This is a genomic window from Pseudomonas sp. LTJR-52 (assembly GCF_003691465.1).
Taxonomy (GTDB): domain Bacteria; phylum Pseudomonadota; class Gammaproteobacteria; order Pseudomonadales; family Pseudomonadaceae; genus Chryseomonas; species Chryseomonas luteola.
The window spans coordinates 4,066,125-4,083,692 of the sequence record NZ_CP033105.1; the positions used below are offsets into that span (position 1 = coordinate 4,066,125).

The 17,568-nt window shown below is 57.3% G+C and carries 18 protein-coding genes and 1 riboswitch; of the genes, 11 read left to right on the forward strand and 7 right to left on the reverse strand.

Annotation, left to right across the window (positions count from 1 at the left end; all coding sequences use genetic code 11):
- Positions 1-113 precede the first annotated feature (113 nt).
- Complete coding sequence (locus EAW52_RS18910) at positions 114-755, forward strand: oxidoreductase (RefSeq protein ID WP_122043593.1); 642 nt, start codon at positions 114-116, stop codon at positions 753-755.
- Here EAW52_RS18910 and EAW52_RS18915 read toward each other — a convergent pair.
- Positions 735-1,670, reverse strand: coding sequence for a LysR substrate-binding domain-containing protein (locus EAW52_RS18915; protein ID WP_122043594.1), 936 nt, complete (start codon positions 1,668-1,670; stop codon positions 735-737). The two genes, EAW52_RS18910 and EAW52_RS18915, sit on opposite strands and share 21 nt — an antisense overlap.
- A gap of 128 nt (positions 1,671-1,798) precedes the next feature.
- Between EAW52_RS18915 and EAW52_RS18920 the strand changes: the two genes are divergently transcribed.
- Both EAW52_RS18920 and EAW52_RS18925 read left to right on the forward strand, forming a co-directional pair.
- Entirely contained in the window at positions 1,799-3,175 is a 1,377-nt protein-coding gene (locus tag EAW52_RS18920; protein ID WP_122044865.1) for an L-serine ammonia-lyase, read from the forward strand.
- A 63-nt stretch (positions 3,176-3,238) separates the two neighbouring features.
- Positions 3,239-3,709, forward strand: a complete 471-nt coding sequence (locus EAW52_RS18925; protein WP_122043595.1) for a YbaK/EbsC family protein — start codon at positions 3,239-3,241, stop codon at positions 3,707-3,709.
- 21 nt (positions 3,710-3,730) lie between these two features.
- Here the strand turns inward: EAW52_RS18925 and ribB are convergent, their stop codons facing one another.
- The 4 genes from ribB to mpl all read right to left on the reverse strand — a co-directional run bounded on the left by ribB (position 3,731) and on the right by mpl (position 6,929).
- A complete protein-coding gene (gene ribB / locus EAW52_RS18930) occupies positions 3,731-4,390 on the reverse strand; it encodes a 3,4-dihydroxy-2-butanone-4-phosphate synthase (protein WP_122043596.1) in 660 nt (219 codons plus the stop codon).
- An 80-nt stretch (positions 4,391-4,470) separates the two neighbouring features.
- Positions 4,471-4,614: riboswitch (FMN riboswitch) on the reverse strand.
- A gap of 47 nt (positions 4,615-4,661) precedes the next feature.
- Positions 4,662-4,946, reverse strand: a complete 285-nt coding sequence (locus EAW52_RS18935) for a YceK/YidQ family lipoprotein (RefSeq protein ID WP_122043598.1) — start codon at positions 4,944-4,946, stop codon at positions 4,662-4,664.
- A complete protein-coding gene (ubiX, locus tag EAW52_RS18940) occupies positions 4,939-5,568 on the reverse strand; it encodes a flavin prenyltransferase UbiX (RefSeq protein ID WP_010796895.1) in 630 nt (209 codons plus the stop codon). The genes EAW52_RS18935 and ubiX overlap by 8 nt, the downstream gene beginning before the upstream one ends.
- Positions 5,565-6,929 carry a UDP-N-acetylmuramate:L-alanyl-gamma-D-glutamyl-meso-diaminopimelate ligase gene (mpl, locus tag EAW52_RS18945; protein WP_122043599.1) on the reverse strand — a complete coding sequence of 455 codons (1,365 nt, stop codon included), beginning with the start codon at positions 6,927-6,929 and terminating at the stop codon, positions 5,565-5,567. The genes ubiX and mpl overlap by 4 nt, the downstream gene beginning before the upstream one ends.
- 271 nt (positions 6,930-7,200) lie before the next feature.
- Between mpl and EAW52_RS18950 the strand changes: the two genes are divergently transcribed.
- Positions 7,201-7,857, forward strand: coding sequence for a DedA family protein (locus EAW52_RS18950; RefSeq protein WP_122043601.1), 657 nt, complete (start codon positions 7,201-7,203; stop codon positions 7,855-7,857).
- A 3-nt stretch (positions 7,858-7,860) separates the two neighbouring features.
- Complete coding sequence (locus EAW52_RS18955) at positions 7,861-8,694, forward strand: zinc-dependent peptidase (RefSeq protein ID WP_010796892.1); 834 nt, start codon at positions 7,861-7,863, stop codon at positions 8,692-8,694.
- Here the strand turns inward: EAW52_RS18955 and EAW52_RS18960 are convergent.
- Complete coding sequence (locus EAW52_RS18960; RefSeq protein WP_122043602.1) at positions 8,634-9,743, reverse strand: mechanosensitive ion channel family protein; 1,110 nt, start codon at positions 9,741-9,743, stop codon at positions 8,634-8,636. The genes EAW52_RS18955 and EAW52_RS18960 overlap by 61 nt on opposite strands.
- A gap of 190 nt (positions 9,744-9,933) precedes the next feature.
- Between EAW52_RS18960 and ppa the strand changes: the two genes are divergently transcribed.
- Entirely contained in the window at positions 9,934-10,461 is a 528-nt protein-coding gene (ppa, locus tag EAW52_RS18965; RefSeq protein WP_010796890.1) for an inorganic diphosphatase, read from the forward strand.
- A gap of 255 nt (positions 10,462-10,716) precedes the next feature.
- Here ppa and rlmE read toward each other — a convergent pair whose 3' ends face one another.
- Positions 10,717-11,337, reverse strand: coding sequence for a 23S rRNA (uridine(2552)-2'-O)-methyltransferase RlmE (gene rlmE / locus EAW52_RS18970; RefSeq protein WP_019366818.1), 621 nt, complete (start codon positions 11,335-11,337; stop codon positions 10,717-10,719).
- 239 nt (positions 11,338-11,576) lie between these two features.
- On the opposite strand from rlmE, the gene EAW52_RS18975 reads away from it, so the two are divergent.
- From EAW52_RS18975 to dxs, 5 genes are all read left to right on the forward strand, one after another.
- On the forward strand, positions 11,577-13,226 hold the full coding sequence (locus EAW52_RS18975; protein ID WP_122043603.1) for an NAD(P)/FAD-dependent oxidoreductase: 1,650 nt from the start codon (positions 11,577-11,579) through the stop codon (positions 13,224-13,226).
- A complete protein-coding gene (locus tag EAW52_RS18980) occupies positions 13,226-13,957 on the forward strand; it encodes an RNA methyltransferase (RefSeq protein WP_122043605.1) in 732 nt (243 codons plus the stop codon). The genes EAW52_RS18975 and EAW52_RS18980 overlap by 1 nt, the downstream gene beginning before the upstream one ends.
- A gap of 429 nt (positions 13,958-14,386) precedes the next feature.
- Positions 14,387-14,629, forward strand: coding sequence for an exodeoxyribonuclease VII small subunit (locus EAW52_RS18985; protein WP_010796886.1), 243 nt, complete (start codon positions 14,387-14,389; stop codon positions 14,627-14,629).
- A complete protein-coding gene (ispA, locus tag EAW52_RS18990) occupies positions 14,626-15,504 on the forward strand; it encodes a (2E,6E)-farnesyl diphosphate synthase (protein ID WP_122043606.1) in 879 nt (292 codons plus the stop codon). Before EAW52_RS18985 ends, ispA begins: the two co-directional genes overlap by 4 nt.
- Before the next feature lie 102 nt (positions 15,505-15,606).
- Positions 15,607-17,544: a 1-deoxy-D-xylulose-5-phosphate synthase gene (dxs, locus tag EAW52_RS18995; RefSeq protein WP_122043608.1), complete on the forward strand. Its 1,938-nt coding sequence runs from the start codon at positions 15,607-15,609 to the stop codon at positions 17,542-17,544.
- Positions 17,545-17,568 lie beyond the last annotated feature (24 nt).

Here is a 17,568-nt window from a genome sequence, read left to right on the forward strand (position 1 = left end):
CTCTGAAATGTTGTCCGATGGGATAAGGGTGGGCATTACAACGAAGCGGACCGGGCAGAAGCGCGGGCCGCCTACCTGCTCCGCCAGTCATGCTCATCGAAAGGAGCTTTGCGATGCACCTGACTCCGCAACATGTCCTGATTACAGGCGCCACGGGGCTTACCGGCGAACACTTACTGGATCGCCTACTGAATGAGCCAACCATTCAACGTGTCCTGGCGCCCACCCGCCGACCACTTCCTGCTCATCTACGCCTGGAAAACCCGGTCGGCGAATTGCTGGATGTGCTGCCTCAGCTCACCGGCCCGCTGGATACGGCCTTTTGCTGCCTGGGCACCACGATCAAGAAAGCCGGCTCACAGGAAGCCTTTCGCGCCATTGATTATGACCTGCCCATCGCTGTCGGACGTCGCGCACGCGAACTGGGTGCCAGACACTTTGTGGTTATCAGTGCCATTGGTGCCGATGCTTCCTCTTCGATCTTTTACAACCGGGTAAAAGGTGAGCTTGAAGAGGCACTACAGGATCAAGGCTGGCCGCAGATCACCTTTGCACGTCCCTCGCTGTTGCTCGGCCCTCGTAACGAGCAGCGGTTGGGCGAGCAGATTGCCGCCCCGCTCTCCCAGCTGCTGCCTGGCAAGTGGCATGGCATTGAGGTCTGCGTGTTGGCACGAGCACTCTGGCGACTCGCGTTGGAGGAAGGCGACGGTGTTCGTTTTGTCGAGTCGGACGAGTTACGCCGGCTGGGGCGTTGACGCACTGGCCAGGGCCTCCTCAACCAGCCAGTCATGCAGTGAACGTACACGTGGATCAGCGAGAGCACCTTGCGCATAAAGCAGGACATAACGCTTGCGCGCCGGTACGGATACCCCGAAGGGAATAACCAACGCACCCCGCTCCAGCTCGTTAGTGATCAAATGACGCCGAGCGATGGCAACCCCCATGCCGGCAATGGCCGCCTCAATAGTCAGGTGATTGCGATTGAACGTATGACCTCGCCTGACATCCAGTGCAGGGGCGCCAATGGACGCTAGGTAAAACTCCCACTCGGCATACTCATAACTGCCGCGCCAGGCGGTGATGTCATGCAGCAATGGGTAATGATCCAGCGCCTCGGGACGATCAAGTGACGGGCGCCCCTCCAACAGCGAAGGAGCACACACCGGAAATATCTGCTCGTCCAGCAACGACGTGGATGCAAGACCAGGATAACTACCGTCATTAAGATCAATGGCAAGGTCAAACTCGCCCTCGCGCAGCGACCATGAACTGTCCTCAGCAACGACCCGAAGCTGGATATCCGGAAAGCGAGCCTGCAGCTTGGGTAGCCGCGGCATGACCCATTTGCCGAGAAAGGAAGGAATCGAGCGTAGCCGGAGCACGCCGCCAAACTGACCGGCATTCAGCCGTCGCAGCTCCGCATCCACAAGTCCTGAGGCCTGATTGACCGTTGAGGCCAGCCGTTGCCCCTCCGCCGTCAGCTCCAACCCACGGGCTATTCGGTGAAACAGCTTGAACCCCAACCGCTCTTCCAGCTGTCGCATCTGCTGGCTAATGGCGCCAGGCGTTACATGCAACTCCTTGGCACAGCGGGTAAAGGACAGGTGGCGTGCCGCACAGGCAAATACTTGAAGCCAGGCTTGCGTTTGCGCGTTCAGGATCCGGCTCATGGGTTTAGCTCTACTAAAGGGTCGCTTAGAACGTATCGATTGTGCAGGGAGGCCGCTTTTCCCATGATGATCCTCAGACTGTTACGTACGTTACGGTCACCATTGAACCTCATATTCAGGACTTCAGCATGGCCATCAGCGTATTCGACCTGTTTAAAATCGGCGTGGGTCCTTCCAGCTCTCACACGGTAGGCCCCATGCGAGCCGGTGCATTATTCGTCTCCACCTTACGTGAGCAACAATGCCTGGAGCAGACTCGCCGGGTAGAAGTACGCCTGTATGGCTCCCTGTCCGCAACAGGTGTCGGGCACGGGACTGACCGTGCAACGTTGATGGGGTTGATGGGAGAGTGGCCAGACCGGGTTGATCCCGACCGGATCGAGCCCTGCATCCAGACGCTCAAGCTTGAAAACACGCTTATGCTCGGGGGTAGCCACCCCATAGAGTTCGTTTGGACACGAGACCTGCATCTGCTCGATGAGAACCTGCCTTACCATCCCAATGCAATGACCCTTACCGCATTTGGCGAGACTGGAGAGCTGTTCGAGGAAACCTACTATTCCGTGGGCGGCGGTTTTGTTATCGACAGCCAACAGGCGGCCAGCGGCCAGCGTGATCAGGATACCACTACCCTGCCCTATGACTTCTCCAGCGCAGCAGAACTGCTACGCCTGTGCCGCGAGCATGGGTTGTCCATCTCCGCCCTTATGCTTGCCAATGAAAAAGCCTGGCGCAGTGAGGATGACATTCGCGCAAGCCTTTTACAGATCTGGCAGACCATGCGCGAATGTATTCGGAATGGGCTAGCCCATGAAGGTGTACTGCCGGGCGGCCTTAAAGTCCCACGCCGTGCCGCTCGTCTGCACCGTAGCCTGCGGGCGATGACCAACCCGAGCGTTATCAGCTCGACGCTTTCAGCCATGGAGTGGGTCAACCTGTTCGCCTTGGCGGTCAACGAGGAAAATGCCGCGGGAGGTCGCATGGTAACGGCGCCTACCAATGGCGCGGCGGGCATCATTCCTGCGGTACTGATGTACTACATGAAATTCAACCCGGATGCGAACGATGAAGATGTCGTGCGCTATCTGCTGGCTGCGGCCGCAGTAGGCATCTTGTGTAAAAAGAATGCCTCGATCTCAGGCGCCGAGGTGGGGTGTCAGGGCGAAGTGGGCTCGGCCTGTGCCATGGCGGCTGCCGGGCTGGCCGAGCTGCTGGGCGCAACGCCAGAACAGGTGGAAAATGCTGCGGAAATCGGCCTTGAGCATAACCTGGGCCTGACATGCGACCCGGTGGGAGGACTGGTTCAGGTGCCCTGTATCGAGCGCAATGCCATTGCCGCCGTGAAAGCCATCAATGCCGCCCAGATGGCGCTACGCGGTGACGGAGAACATTTCATCTCGCTGGATCGAGTCATTCGTACCATGCGTGATACCGGTGCCGACATGCAGGACAAATACAAGGAAACCTCTCGGGGCGGGCTCGCTGTCAGCATGGTTGAATGCTGATCAAGGGTTGACGCACGCGCCCGGCTTTTCAAGAATCCAGGCTCTACCGAATGGGAGCCCCTCATGAGCCTGGATTCAGTCCGCGACTTTTTCACGACCCACGCCCCGGACATTCACATCATTGAGCTTGAAACCAGCACCGCAACCGTTGCCCTGGCGGCCGAAGCACATGGCGTCGAACCGGGGCGAATTGCTAAAACGCTTGGACTGAAGATTGGTGAACGTGAGGTGCTGCTCGTGGCACGAGGCGATGCACGACTGGACAATAAAAAGCTCAAGGCTGCGTTTGGCGGCAAAGCCAAGATGCTGGATGGCGAGCGCGTGCTGCTGCTGACCAGCCATCCGGTAGGCGGCGTTTGCCCATTCGGACTGGCAACGCCCATGCCGGTATATTGCGATTGCTCGCTCAAGGCTTTTGATGAGGTTCTGCCGGCAGCTGGCGCAATCCACAGCGCCGTGCGCATTACCCCGCAACGGCTGGCCGAACTGGTCGAGGCCCAATGGGTGGATGTCTGCCAGGAACCGACCGAGTAGCTGGCAGACATTGGCGCTACATCAGACGACGCTGACCGACTGGGATGCCAATAGTGCTTCCTCCTCACGGTAACGTACGATCTCCTCAATGGTCAGCACAGGTATCCCGTGCTGCTGCGCGTAGTGCTCGACATCAGTACCACGCGCCATGCTGCCATCAGGGTTCATCAGCTCGCACAATACGGCTGCCGGACGTAGCCCTGCCAGCATGGCCAGCTCCACCGAGCCCTCGGTATGACCGCGCCGAGTCAGCACCCCACCTTCACGCGCGCGCAAGGGAAAGATATGCCCCGGGCTGACGATTCGGCTCCGACCTTCGCAGGAGTCCAGCGCGGCCCGAATAGTGATCATCCGATCAGCAGCCGAAACACCGGTAGTCACACCTTCCGCCGCCTCGATGGAAACTGTAAACCCTGTTCCATGACGTGCCTGGTTATTCTTGACCATGGGCGGCAGGTCCAGGCACCGCACACTGGCATCATCCAGGCACAGGCAGACAATACCGCTGCCATCCCGGATCATCTTTACCATCGTGCTCAAGGTGAGATTTTCAGCAGCGGCTACCAGATCAGCTTCGTTTTCACGGTCGACATCATCCAGCAGAAGCACTGGGCGCCCCTCACGGTAGGCTGCTATAGCAGCATGCAGGCGGGAATGGCGTTGCGGGTCGAGCATAGGCATGAAACGTCCTCGTTGGGTGAGTGAACGTTTCAGGGCAAAAAGCGCAGACGCTACTTATGCCAGGCGGCATAGGTAGACAAACGCATCTTCTTTCATCCGGACTATGACCGTCGGCCCTGGAGTCACACCAGGTCTGCTGACCTCCGACGTATCGGAGCGCTCGCGGGCTTGCCACCATGTGGTTTACCGCCGGTGGGGAATCTCACCCCGCCCTGAAGACCCGACCGACTATAACGAAGTGAAGCCGCCTTCGCCAATGCCTGGGGATAGCTCAACTGCCTCCGCGAACGTTCAACCCGATACCCAACACCTTTGCCAGGGCAAGGGGGAATAACACCGTGTCCACCAGCAGACTGCCCGGCAGATCGAGCCTGGGATAGGCGGGAGCCTCTACGCCAAAGCGCTCCGTTGGACAGCAGCCCCCTTGAATGGCATACCAGTCCAGCCGGGTTCCCGAGTAAACGATCGGAGCGCCCGACTTACCCGCATTAAGCGTGCTGACGCTGGCGCAGCCACTCAGTACAAGCACCAGGCACGCACAGAGAAACTTACTCATCGCTCACCAGATGATGCTCGCCCCAACGGGGCAGCATGTCTTGGGGAATACTCAACGTATTAAGAATCCGGGCCACGACAAAGTCGATCAGATCATCCACCGTTTGCGGCTGGTGATAGAACCCTGGCGCAGCCGGAAGAATCGTCGCGCCCAGGTTGGACAGCTTGAGCATGTTTTCCAGATGAATACTGGAGAACGGTGATTCCCTGGGTACTAGAACCAAGGTACGCCGCTCCTTGATGGCCACATCGGCAGCGCGCTCGATCAGGTTATTGCAGGCACCTGTTGCAATGGCGGACAGCGTACCGGTCGAGCATGGGCAAACCACCATGGCTGCCGGCGCACTGGAACCTGACGCCGGGGGCGCCATCCAGTCGCTCTGGCCAAAGACTCGAATCTGCCCGGGCGCAGCGCCGGTGTATTCTGTCAAAAACGCCTGCATAGCTTGAGGTTTAGCCGGTAGCGCCACATCGGTCTCAGTGGCCATGACCAGCTGTGCAGCCTTGGAGATCAGAAAGTGAACCTCACGCTCCTCCTGCACCAGACAGTCAAGCAGCCGTAATCCGTATTGAGCACCAGAAGCGCCGGTCATTGCCAGGGTGATACGTTCCGGTCCGCTCATGCAGGGCCTCCTTCACGCAACGCAGCAGCCAGCTTGCCGTGCAGACCACCAAACCCGCCGTTACTCATGATGACTACATGGGTCCTGCCTTTCGCCGCTTCTTTAACGCGCGCGATAATGGCCTCAAGCGAGTCGCAAACAACCGCCGGGACAGGGCAATTCGCTGCTGTCTCGGCCAGATCCCACCCCAGGTTCGGCGGCGCATACCAGATAACGGAGTCGGCCTGTCGAACACTGTCCGGCAGGCCGTCACGGTGGGCGCCCAACTTCATCGAGTTGGAGCGTGGCTCGATGACTGCAATGATGGATTCCTCTCCTACACGTGCCCGCAATCCTTGAAGCGTAGTGGCAATGGCCGTGGGATGATGGGCGAAGTCATCATAGATCGTGACGCCGTTGATTTCGGCAACCGTTTCCATTCGGCGCTTAACGCTCTTGAATGCATTTAACGCCTCGATCCCTTGAGGCGGCACGACGCCTACATGCCGCGCGGCGGCCAAGGTGGCCAGGGCATTGGCCACGTTATGCTGGCCGGTCAGACTCCACTCAACCGTTCCCTGTGTCTTCCCATCGAAGATTACCTCAAACCGCGAGCCGTCCTCATGGAGCAAGCGGGCCTGCCACTGCCCGCCCTCTCCTGTCGTCTGAACCGGCGTCCAGCACCCCATCGTCAGGACATGAGACAGCGCTTTTTCAGCAGTTGGATGAATGATGAGTCCTTCACCTGGAATCGTACGCACCAGATGATGAAACTGCCGCTCGATCGCTGCCAGATCGGGAAAGATATCGGCATGATCAAACTCGAGGTTGTTCAGGATAGCGGTGCGCGGTCGATAATGGACGAACTTGGAGCGCTTATCGAAAAAGGCGCTATCGTACTCGTCAGCCTCTACGACAAAGAAAGGCGTTCCGCCCAGCCGGGCGGATATCCCAAAATTTTGGGGTACACCGCCAATCAAGAAGCCCGGGCTCATGCCTGCATGCTCCAGCACCCAGGCTAGCATGCTCGTGGTGGTGGTCTTGCCGTGGGTACCCGCTACAGCCAGAACCCAGCGTCCCTGCAATACATGATCTGCCAGCCATTGCGGTCCGGATACATAGGGCAACCCCTTGTTCAGGACATGCTCCACAGCCGGATTACCCCGAGAGAGTGCGTTGCCGATCACGATCAGATCCGGCGCCGGTTCAAGGTGGGCAGGCTCGTATCCCTGCATCAGCTCGATACCCTGTGCCTCCAGCTGCGTACTCATGGGCGGATAGACATTGGCATCGGAACCGGTCACTCGATGACCCAACTCCTTGGCCAGCACGGCCAAAGAGCCCATGAACGTCCCGCAGATGCCGAGAATGTGGATATGCATGAATAACCCCTGACAAGCGAGGCCCTGGCAGCCCCATTGAAAACGAGCCGAAGGTTAGCACAGCGCCGTCAGGACTCTATGGGTTCATCCGCCTCGTGAATCACGAAATTCCATCTGATCCCAGCCGAGCTCCGGCCTTGAAAGAGAAGAAAGCAGATATCCGTGCGGTAGATCGCAAATCCCACCCTACCGTTTACCCTAATGGCTACTCGCGACCTAGAGCCTTCGCCCTATAATGGAGCTTCGACCCGCTGCCATAGATAGGCTGTACATGGACTTTAACCCGATCGATTTGATCCTCCACCTCGACGTTTACCTGGAAATGCTGGTCAGCAACTATGGGTCATGGATCTATTTCATCCTGTTCCTGGTCATTTTTTGCGAAACGGGCTTGGTAGTCATGCCCTTCCTGCCCGGTGACTCATTGCTGTTCATTGCTGGTGCCATTTGCGCAACAGGCGGCATGGACCCCTGGCTTCTGGGTAGCCTTCTTGCCTTCGCGGCCGTTGCCGGTGACAGCACCAACTATGTCATTGGCCGAACCCTGGGTGAAAAGCTTTTCTCGCGACCAAACTCCAAGATATTCCGTCGCGACTATCTGGAGCGTACCCAGGCGTTCTATGCCCTGCATGGCGGCAAGACCATTACCCTGGCGCGATTCCTGCCCATCATCCGAACGTTCGCGCCATTCGTGGCGGGCATCGGTCGCATGCACTATTTCCGTTTTCTGGGCTTCAGCGTCCTGGGCACGTTCCTCTGGGTAGGCGGTCTGGTTACCCTGGGTTACTTCTTTGGCAATGTGCCGTTCATCAAGCAGCACCTGTCCATGCTGGTTATCGCCATCATTGCCATCTCGCTGCTGCCCATGGTCATCAGCATGGTCAGCCGTCGCCTGCGTCCGAGCCCCAGCCGCAGCGAAATCGGCTAACGCATGTGGTCCCTGCGCGCCTGGCGGGATCGACGGGTCCTTGAACGGACCGTTATCCCGCCGGCGCTCTGGGATGAAGTTCATTCCCGCCTGCCTTTCCTCGACGGACTCCCGCCTGAATCTGATCAACGGCTTCAACAGCGCAGCATCCTTTTTCTGGCGCATAAACGCCTGACGCTACTGGGTGACATTGCGCTTGCTGATGTTGACCGCCTGGCCCTGGCTGCCCAGGCCCAGCTGCCCTTGCTATACCTGCCTGAGGAAGACTGGTATGGCAACTTCCACGAGCTGATCCTCTACCCCTCGGATTTTGTCAGCCCGCAACGCTACCGTGACGATAGCGGAATTGAACATGAGGGAAGCGAAAGCCATAGCGGTGAGGCTTGGCTACAAGGTCCAGTGATTCTGGCGTGGTCGGGTGTTCAGGAAAGCGGTGACTGGACGGGTTACAACTTGGTCATCCATGAATTGGCGCATAAGCTCGACATGCTCAACGGCGATGCCAATGGCCTGCCCCCACTGCACCGGGACATGTCGCTTCCTCGCTGGGCTGAGGTCATGCAGGCTGCTTACGATGATCTCAACCGACAGATTGATACCCATAAGGAAACACTGATCGATCCCTATGCCAGCGAGCATCCTGCTGAGTTCTTTGCCGTCTGCTGTGAATACTTCTTTACCGCACCCGATGTACTCGATCAGGCATACCCGGATGTTTATATGCAGCTACGTCAGTTTTTCCGTCAGGATCCACTGACGCGGCTACAGGCGTTGGCTCAGCGGATTTCAATTCCCGCAGCCGAGTCACCTCCACGAGGAGCGTCCGGCGAACCCTGATAGGCCAAGGGAACCTCCTCCAGAAACTCCAGTGACCGAACAGGCATACCGAACTTGATGCCACGCTGGTCCAGCTCCTTGAGCAGTGCCAGATTGATGCTCTGTTGAATATCCATGTACTGGTTGTAGTCCGCGCTCAACACGTAATACACCACCTCGAATTTCAAGGCGCTACTTTCCAGTGCCAGCAGATGCGCACGATCGAAACGGGTGTTCTCCAATGACGTGACAATCTGCTTTACGAGTGGAGCAATTTCACCCACTTGATCGGCAGGTGTGCGGTAACTGATATCGAACTGGAACAGCATCCGCCGTTCGGACATCCGCTTATAATTATGGATTGTCTGCTGCAGCAGCTTCGTGTTGGAGCAGACCACCTGCTCACCGCTAAGGCTGCGAATACGCGTGGTCTTGAGGCCAATGTATTCAATGGAGCCGGCAATATCGCCAAATACGACGAAATCACCTTGCTCGAAAGGCTTGTCGATACCAATGGACAGCGAGGCAAACAGGTCACTCAGCACATTCTGAACGGCCAGCGCGACGGCAATACCACCAATACCCAAGCTGGCGACGAACGCCGTGATATCGACACCCAGGTTGGAGAGTACTGCAAGCAGAACCACTGTCCACAAGGCTACCCGGACCATCAGCGAAATCATGGTCATGGTGAGCTGGCTGCGCTGATGGCCATTCCTGTTCTGCAGTGCCGAACGTGCCCATAGCAGAATTGCGCCATCGACCCACAGCCCGAACTGTAGAGCCAGGACCAGGAACCAGATATGGCTGACGCGTGCCTCCCAGCTTGGGCTTAGATCAATGACATACAGTCCGATCTGAATAGCCATGAGCAGAATAAGCAAGCGACTGGTTCGACCAATGATCTCGCCTACGTAGTGTGCCCAACCGCTGTTTGCCCGGGAGGACCAATTCACAACGCGACTGGTAACGGCTGTAACGAGCCGGCGAATGACGCCATAGCTGATGATAGTAATGACAAGTGCAAGCGCCAGGTTGATGGCTGTCGCCTCATTGATCCATTGGAACATGCCGATGTTGTCTCCGATTCAGAGGAAAGCTGCCCCGCCCTCTAACAGGCAGGCCTCTTTTTTCGGGTCCGTTACCGTTACAAAGTTCCTGCTTTGAACCTTATCCCACCCCAAGGCTCGAATCGCGGGTCAAATATGCCTATACTCCAAACCACATCAATTTGGCCTACCAACAAAGGTGAGTCGCTCTATGAGCTATAGCAAGATTCCGGCCGGCAAAGACGTGCCGAACGACATCTACGTCGCGATTGAAATCCCGGCTAACCATGCACCCATCAAATACGAAATCGACAAGGACAGCGATACTCTGTTTGTCGACCGGTTCATGGCGACCCCGATGTTCTATCCGGCCAACTATGGCTATATCCCCAACACGCTGGCTGATGATGGCGATCCCCTCGACGTGCTCGTCGTAACGCCTTACCCGGTTACGCCGGGCGCCGTCATTCGCGCACGTCCGGTTGGCGTACTGCACATGACCGACGAAGCCGGTGGCGATGCAAAATTAGTTGCCGTTCCGCATGACAAACTGTCTGTGCTGTACCATGATGTAAAGGAATACACCGACTTGCCGGCTCTGCTGCTGGAGCAGATCAAGCACTTCTTCGAGAACTACAAGGATCTTGAAAAAGGCAAGTGGGTAAAAGTTGAACGCTGGGGCAATGCTGAAGAAGCCCGTGCGGAGATCTTAAAGGCAGTCGCGGCTTACCAAAAATAAGTCGCTACTACCTCACGAAGCCGGCCACAAGCCGGCTTTTTAATGCCTATCGTTTTACCCGGTTTCGGTCAAACCTGAACAAAGCCAGACCTTTGGCTCTGATCGACTCGTTGAGCGCTATCCAAGGCGGTCATCTAGCGAATAATAAGGGAGGGTATAACGCTCAGCGAAAGGTGCCCTTTGGGTTTTTTGTCATCGCTGGACTGTGCACAACCCAGCGAAGCGTCAAGCTCTCGAAGAGCGCACCACGGGGCTTTATCCTTTAAAGCCCTTTGCCACCAGATAGACCTCCCTTGAGCGCGGCCGCGATGCCTCTGGCTTACGTATCATCACCTTCTCGAATGAGGTGCGAACGTCTTTCAGAAACTCGTCGGAGCCCTCTCCCTGGAATACCTTGGCTACAAGGTTACCGTTGGGCTTGAGCACCTGACGCGCCATATCAAGGACGAGTTCGACCAGATACATCGAGGACGCCTGGTCGGCAGCAGCGATGCCACTGATATTGGGAGCGATGTCAGAGATGATCAGATCAGGTTGATTACCATCGAGCTTGTCGAGAATCTGTTGGAACACCGCGTCGTCGGTGAAATCGCCCTGGATGAAGTCGACGTTTTCCAGCGGGTCCATCGGCAGAATATCACTAGCCAGAACCCGTCCCTTCTCGCCTACGAGACCGCCAGCCACCTGTGACCAACCGCCCGGTGCGGAGCCAAGGTCCATGACCAGCATGCCGGGACGTATCAGCTTGTCCTTCTCGTTCAGCTCGATCAGCTTGTAACTGGCACGAGAACGCAAGCCATCCTTCTGAGCCCGCTTAACATAAGGATCGTTGACGTGTTCATCCAGCCAACGGCGGCTGCTTTTGGATCGTTTCATGAGGGAGCCAAGCACGGAAAATTCAATGGGAGAAGCAGACCAACGCCTGGGAAAAACAGAAAGCGGTTGGACGCACAATGGCAATGATTATAAACCGATAATATAAGACTGGTGGGCAGGGATCGTGTAGCACCCGTTAGGCAGGACTGTCAGGGAGGGATAGAGAGAGGTATAATTCGCCTCTTACCCCATCCTTTCTAAAGCTTCCTTTGCCGGAGTCACCGGCCAGGATTACCGCCATGATTCGCATCAACGAACTGTCCCTGCCTCTTGATCATTCTTCAGATGAGTTGCGCAAGGCCATTGTCAAACGCCTGGGCATCAGCGACGCCGACTTGCTGAACTTCACTGTATTCAAGCGCAGCTACGATGCTCGCAAGAAAAACAGCGTCATTCTGTTCATCTATATCATCGATCTAGAGGCACGCAACGAGGCGGCAATCCTGGCGCGCTTTGCCGATGACAATCATGTACGTCCAGCACCGGACACCCACTACTACCCAGTAGCTCAAGCGCCAGCCCACTTGCGCGAGCGCCCGATAATCGTAGGCTTTGGTCCTTGTGGATTGTTCGCGGCGCTGCTGCTCGCACAGATGGGATTCAAGCCCATCGTATTGGAGCGCGGCAAGGATGTACGTAAACGCACCAAGGATACCTGGGCGCTGTGGCGTAAAAAGATCCTGACGCCGGAATCCAACGTACAGTTTGGTGAGGGAGGAGCCGGCCTGTTCTCGGACGGTAAACTCTATAGCCAGATCAAGGATCCCAAGTTCTACGCCCGCAAAGTGATGCACGAGTTCGTCCGCGCTGGCGCGCCGGAAGAGATCATGTATGTGAGCAAGCCGCATATCGGCACCTTCCGTCTCACCGGCGTGGTCGCAGCGATGCGAGAGGAGATCATCGCCTTGGGTGGCGAAGTGCGCTTCGAGAGTAAAGTGACCGATCTGCTGATCGACAACGGCCAGCTTGAAGGTGTGGTGTTAGCCAATGGCGAGACAATCCGCAGCCGCCATGTGGTGCTCGCGCTGGGTCACAGCTCTCGCGATACCTTCCGCATGCTACATCGCCAGGGCGTATATATCGAAGCCAAACCTTTTGCGGTGGGTTTCCGCATCGAGCATCCGCAAGGCATGATCGATCAGGCTCGCCTGGGCAAATACGCCGGCCATCCGGAGCTGGGCGCCGCCGATTACAAATTAGTGCATCACGCCAAAAACGGTCGTGCCGTCTACAGTTTCTGCATGTGCCCCGGCGGAACCGTAGTGGCCGCCACCTCCGAACCGGGGCGCGTCGTGACCAATGGCATGAGCCAGTACTCGCGCAACGAGCGCAATGCAAACTCAGGCATTGTTGTGGGTATCAACCCGGAGCAGGATTTCCCAGGCGACCCGCTGGCTGGCCTGGATCTGCAAGAACGCCTTGAGTCGCGGGCCTACGAGCTGGGGGGCAGCGATTACTGCGCACCAGCACAATTGGTGGGCGACTTCATCCGTGGAGTGCCGTCGACCGAACTTGGCGAGGTAGAGCCCTCCTACAAACCCGGCGTACGCCTGGGTGATCTTGCGCCCTCGCTGCCAGACTATGCCATCGAGGCCATCCGCGAAGCGCTGCCGGCATTCGGCAAGCAGATTCGTGGCTTTGATCGTGATGATGCCATTCTCACAGGTATCGAAACCCGCACGTCCTCTCCTGTCCGCATTACTCGCGACAACGAGACCTTGCAAAGCCTCAACCTGCGCGGCCTGTATCCGGCTGGTGAAGGTGCCGGTTATGCGGGGGGCATTTTGTCGGCGGGCGTAGATGGAATTAAAGTTGCCGAGGCTTTGGCCAAATCGCTTCTATCGGACTTTGAGATGGCGAACATGCAGCCCAGCCGAGCGGCGTCTTGATGAAATTCGATGACGTCAAAAAACTTCACCAGAAGAAATACCGGGCCGAGTTCGGTTATTTTCTGGTGGAGGGCGAACATCTGCTGCTGGAGTTACAAAAGGCGGCGCTACAGAATCCGCTGCTACAGAGCAGTCAGCTCTATGTAACCGAGGCCTATGAACATTGGGCAAGCTCGTTTGAAACCCATGTGATCAGTGACCGCCAAATGGCGCAGATATCCGATACCAAAACACCGCAAGGCGTTATTGCGCTGGTACCGATGCCGGCCACTAACGCACCGGGTTGCGCGCCTGCTGATAACGAGCGCTCCATTTACCTGCATGAAATTCAGGATCCGGGCAATCTCGGCACCATCCTGCGCACGCTGGTATGGTTCGGTAACTTTCGCTGCTTGCTTAGCCCTGGCAGTGTTGATCCGTACAACCCTAAAGTTGTTCGCTCCAGCATGGGCGCCATTTTTCATGCTTCCATTGAGTTGGACGTGAAAATAGATTCCCTGCGCACACGGTTTGACCGCATTGCCTGTCTGGACATGAGTGGTGATCACGTTCAATCGGCAGCGTTTAAGACATTCGACTGCTATTTGTTCGGCAATGAAGCGCGGGGCATACCCCATGAGCAATTGACCGTACTTAATGCGCAACCTTTTACCATTCCCGGCTGCGGCGCTATCGAATCGCTGAACCTGGCATCAACAGTTAACATGTGTGCATATGAGCTGAGTCGATAGCCGATATCAGGAATGTCACCTCGCTTAGCAAAAAGCAGATCCCGTGCTCAACGCTCACGTAACGATGTAGCGAGGAGATAGTTTCAACTGCGCCATGAAATACTTAGACAGCGGTTTTTGCTCCACAAAAGCGCATCTGTTTTCTATTTTTTCAGGCAAAAAGCATCTGAAATCAAATTGTCATGCCCTGGCGCGATAGTTGCTATGTGTGTTGGCCTGCGAGCAAACAGTTTCGCTTGGTAACACCTTATAGAGTGCACTTCCTCCCGGACCGATGCCTTGGCCTCTGTCCAGCCGTATACGGCCTTGTCCTGGCGCTTACCCCATCGGCTCCTGGACAGGGCCGTTCTTATTTCCGCTGCAAGTATTTACTCGGCTTCCACGCCTCTGCTAGTGTCCCGCGATTGTGTATCACCCCCGAGATTGCCAATGGCCCGCAAGAAAGCTCCCGATTTCGAACACTCCCTGGCAGAACTGCAAACCCTGGTCGAGCGCCTGGAAAGCGGTGAGCTTTCCCTCGAAGAATCACTGGGCGCCTTCGAACAGGGTATTCGCCTGACCCGTGAATGCCAGAGTGCACTGAGTCAGGCTGAGCAGAAAGTCCAGATTCTGCTCGAGCGCGACGGAGTCATGACCGAAGCCCCCTTCGACGTACAGGGCGACGACACATGATCAAGGATTATCAGGCTCGCAGTCAGGCACGTGTCGACGCCATGCTGGACACCCTGTTCGTCTCGCCACGTCCGGAGCTCGATCGCCTGTATGAGGCAATGCGTTATAGCGTCATGGGTGGCGGCAAGCGTGTGCGCCCCCTGTTGGTGTATGCCGCCTGCGAAGCCCTTGGGGGAGAGCCCTCTCAGGCCGACAATGCTGCGTGCGCCGTCGAGCTGATCCACGCATACTCACTTGTGCATGACGACTTGCCGGCTATGGATGACGACGACTTGCGTCGTGGCCGTCCGACTACGCACAAGGCTTACGACGAAGCGTGTGCCATTCTGGCAGGCGATGCACTGCAAACATTTGCAGTTGAAATACTGACCAACGCACCGCAAACGGCCGAGACACGTTTGGAAATGCTTAATATCCTGGCTCAGGCTTCTGGCCCTGCCGGCATGGTAGGCGGTCAGGCCATTGACCTTGAGTCCGTTGGTAGACAGATAGACCAGACGGCGCTTGAAATCATGCATCGTCACAAGACTGGCGCACTGATCGAGGCCAGTGTCCGCCTGGGTGCATTGGCCAGCGGCAAGGCCACGCTCGAGCAGCTGGATGCCCTGAGCCGCTATGCCCGCGCAGTAGGATTGGCCTTTCAGGTACAGGACGATGTGCTGGATGTAGAAAGCGACACCGCCACCCTGGGCAAGCGCCAGGGCGCAGATGTTGCGCGGGACAAGCCAACCTACCCGGCCCTGCTGGGCCTGGATGAGGCCAAGCATTATGCGCAGCTATTGTGTGAACAAGCCCAGCAGGCCTTGCAGCACTTTGGCGAGTCTGCCGAACCCTTGCGGGCATTAGCACTCTACATCGTCCAACGCCGCCACTAGTCACACACAGAACAGCTCGAAGCTCTATATGACGGTTCACTGTTGGGTGACTGGAGGGCTTCGGGTAAACTTCGATCTTTCATACCTTATAACGATGACCTGATGCCCAAGACGCTGCACGAGATTCCACGCGAGCGGCCCGCCACGCCATTGCTCGACCGCATCGACACCCCGGCTGCGCTGCGCCACCTGAGCGAGCACGAGCTGGAAACGCTCGCCGATGAGTTGCGCCACTATCTGCTCTATACCGTCGGGCAGACCGGCGGGCATTTTGGTGCCGGCCTCGGGGTCATCGAACTGACCGTTGCGCTGCATTATGTGTTCGATACACCCGACGACCGCCTTGTCTGGGATGTCGGCCATCAGGCTTACCCGCACAAAATCCTGACCGGACGCCGTGACCAGATGGGTACACTGCGCCAGAAAGGCGGGGTCGCTGCCTTTCCGCGTCGCTCTGAAAGTGAGTACGACACCTTTGGGGTTGGCCACTCCAGCACCTCGATAAGCGCGGCGCTGGGCATGGCCATTGCTGCCCGCATGCAAGGCAGCAAGCGCAAGTCCGTTGCGGTGATCGGTGATGGCGCCCTGACCGCAGGCATGGCATTCGAAGCGCTCAATCACGCCTCCGACGTAGAAGCCGACATGCTCGTCGTTCTCAATGACAACGACATGTCGATCTCCCATAACGTGGGAGGTCTGTCGAATTACCTTGCCAAGCTCCTGTCCAGTCGCACGTATCAGAACATGCGCGAGGGTGGGAAAAAGGTACTGGCCAAGCTGCCTGGTGCGTGGGAAATCGCCCGCCGTACCGAAGAGGCTGCCAAAGGAATGCTGGTTCCGGGCACCCTGTTTGAAGAGCTGGGCTGGAACTACATTGGCCCCGTCGATGGGCATGACCTGCCGACGCTGATCACTACCCTGCGCAACCTGCGTGACGCCAAAGGTCCGCAGTTCCTGCATATCGTGACCAAGAAAGGCAAGGGTTTCAGCGCTGCCGAAGCAGCACCTATCGAATATCACGCCATCACCAAGCTTGAGCCCTTGAATGCGGCACCCAAGAAGCCTGGTAGTCCCAAATATTCGAACATCTTCGGCGACTGGCTATGTGACATGGCGGCAGCTGACCCCAAACTGGTAGGTATAACACCTGCCATGAAGGAAGGCTCCGACCTCATCCGCTTCAGCGAGCAGTATCCAGACCGCTATTTCGATGTTGCGATCGCCGAACAGCACGCCGTGACCCTGGCAGCGGGTCTGGCCTGTGATGGTGCCAAGCCGGTAGTGGCGATTTACTCCACCTTCCTGCAGCGCGCCTACGACCAGCTGATCCATGACGTAGCCGTACAGAACCTCGATGTGCTGTTTGCCATCGATCGCGCCGGTCTGGTGGGTGAAGACGGCCCTACACATGCCGGCAGTTTCGACCTGTCGTTCCTGCGCTGTATTCCCGGTATGGTGATCATGGCGCCCAGCGATGAGAACGAAATGCGCCGTATGCTGACGACGGGTTACCAATTCAAGGGGCCTGCGGCTGTTCGCTATCCACGGGGCAGCGGCCCTAACGCAGCCATTGAGCCAGGGCTTGAGCCACTGGAAATCGGCAAAGGCGTTCTTCGCCGTCAAGGTCGCAGGGTTGCCTTTCTGGTATTTGGCGTACAGCTGAAAGAGGCCTTGCAGGTAGCAGAAGGCCTTGATGCAAGCGTGGCCGACATGCGCTTCGTCAAGCCATTGGACGAAGCCCTGATCCGGGCACTCGCAGACAGCCACGACCTGCTGGTTACGATCGAGGAAAACAGCATCATGGGCGGTGCAGGCAGCGCCGTGAACGAGTTCCTCGCCCGAGAAAACCTGCTCAAGCCGATCTTGAATCTGGGTCTGCCCGATTACTACGTCGAGCATGCCAAGCCGAGTGAAATGCTGGCTGAATGCGGACTGGATGCACTTGGCATCGAAAAGGCCGTTAAGCAGCGCCTGGCACAGCTTGAAGCCAATACAGCTTCCGAGCCCGCTCCGCTTGTACTCGCTTCACGCAACCCCTGACGGGACGCGTTGGGACAGGCCCGC